Here is a 2027-nt window from a genome sequence, read left to right as displayed (position 1 = left end):
TAACGGTAGGTGTCGCCGGTTGCGTTGGTCACGGTTTTCAGGCGGGTCAGCCTGTCGTAGCCGAAGGTCAGGGCCGAGCCGTCCGGGCGGGTGAGGCGGCTGAGCAGGTCAAAGGCGTCATAGGTATAGCGGGTGGTCCGGCCCTCGCCGTCGGTCACCGCCGAGACCCGGCGCTCGCTGTCGTAATCAATCGTCTGCCGCCCGCCGTCCGGTAAGCAAATCTCGCTGACGCTGCCGGCCGGGCTGGCATGAAACGGGCTGTGGTGATAGTGCGTCTGCTGGTACAGGGCGTCGGTGACCCGCAGCAGCCGGCCCAGGCCGTCGATGTCAAACCGGGTCCGGGCGCCGTCCGGGGCCTGAATTTCACTGAGCTGCTGTTGTTCATAGCCGTAGCGCCAGGCGCGGCCGTCCGGCAAGACCTGGCGCAGGATTTCCCCCTGCGGACCGTACCGGGTCTCTTCCACCCGCCCCTGGGGGTCGATAACGCTGGTCAGGTTCTCCTGCTCGCTGTAATGCAGTCGCCAGCGGGCCCCATCCGGCTGAGTCGTCTGGGTGAGCTGGCCGTATTCATTGTAGTCGTAAACCGTGCTGTCCCCGGCCGGCGAGGTGAAGCCGGTCAGCTCGCCGTAGGGGCTGTACTCATAGGCGGCGGTTCGGCCCAGCGGGTCGGTTTCGGCGACTTTGCAGCTGAAATCCCATTCAGTCAGGGATGCATGGCCGAGGGGGTCGACTTTCCGGGTCACCAACCCGTCGGCGTTATAGTGATAGCGGGTGCAGCCGCCTTCGGCATCGAAATAGGTGGTGACGCGGTGTTCGTCATCATATTCAAAACGGTCCTGCCAGTACCCCTGCGGGGTGGTGGTGGCCGTTACCCGGCCGGCGCTATCATAATGAATCGTGACATCGGTTTTATCGGTGTCGTGCCAGCGGGTCATATAGCCGTGCGGGGTGTATTCATGCCACAGATGGTGAAACTGAAAGGCGTCACATTCTGCCAGATACCCCTGGTTATCGTAGCGGCAGGTCGCCAGCCGCTGGCGTTGTTCCGCGTGCAGCCAGTCAATGGCGGTCAGTTGTTGTTGCTCATAGTGCAGCGCCAGGGTCGTCGTGTCGGCATGCGTGAGACGGGTCAGGCGGTGGTGCTCGTCGTAATGAAAGACGGTCTGATTGCCGTTGCGGTCTTCAATCAGGGACAGGCGGCGTTTATCGCCCTGCGCCTCGGTAAAGCTGAGTATCTGCTGGGTGCGGCGGTTAAACAGGCGCAGTTCGCCGCTCAGTTGTCCGTACAGCAGATAATGGCCGGCATGGAGGTTGACTGAGAAGACGTTGTCCTTTGGGGTATGGAAGGTGTAAATCACCCCCTCGCCGTCGGTGAAATGGGTTTCCTCGCCGTCGCGGCGCAGATGCTGAGACCAGTCATCGGCCCATTGGGGGCCGAACAGCCCGGCGAGAGGGGCCGTCGAGCGGTAAGTCCGGTTCAGGGTCAGCGGCAGCACGCCCGGCAGGGCCAGTACCGGCCAGACCTGTAAGAAGTCGCCGGTCGCCACATCCACCGGCTCGCCGGCTTTGCTACAGAGCTGACTGTCGCAGCCGGTTTTTTTCACCGACGGGGCGGGTTCCTCCCCGGATTTGGCTTTGCCGCCGTGGCCTTTCCGGCCGAGCGGCAGCGGGAGCACGCCGGCAATGGCGACCAGCCAGCGCAGGTCTTTGTTGCTGGCGGTCAGGATAGTCAGGGCATCACCGGTTTGCGCGGTGATGGCAATCGAGGCGGCGGCGCTGTTGATATTGGCGTCACAGGCGGTGCGGTGGCCCAGCCGGGCAAGGGGCTTGCCGTTGACAAACACCGTTTTGGCGCCTTCGGCAATCACCACCGGGCCGGGGTGGTCGCTGCACATAATTTTGTCGCCCTGCCGGGCCGCCGGCTGGCCTTCAAAAAAGACATTGGGCGAGCCTTCGATAATCTGGCCGGTATTCGCCCCGTACTGTCCGAGCGCGGCGCCCACGGACGAGAGCAGCCCGCCGACAAA

1 protein-coding gene is annotated in these 2027 nt (G+C 63.5%); it reads right to left on the bottom strand.

Annotated elements, in window-relative coordinates; translation table 11 throughout:
* The coding region (locus OO184_RS24800) for a PAAR domain-containing protein (protein WP_265381438.1) at positions 1-2027 on the bottom strand (2027 nt) is incomplete at both ends.

The sequence above is a fragment of the Photorhabdus aballayi genome, assembly GCF_026153155.1.
Classification (GTDB): domain Bacteria; phylum Pseudomonadota; class Gammaproteobacteria; order Enterobacterales; family Enterobacteriaceae; genus Photorhabdus; species Photorhabdus luminescens.
The sequence above is the reverse complement of the archived record's forward strand: the minus strand, read 5'-3'. Positions and strand labels throughout refer to the sequence as shown.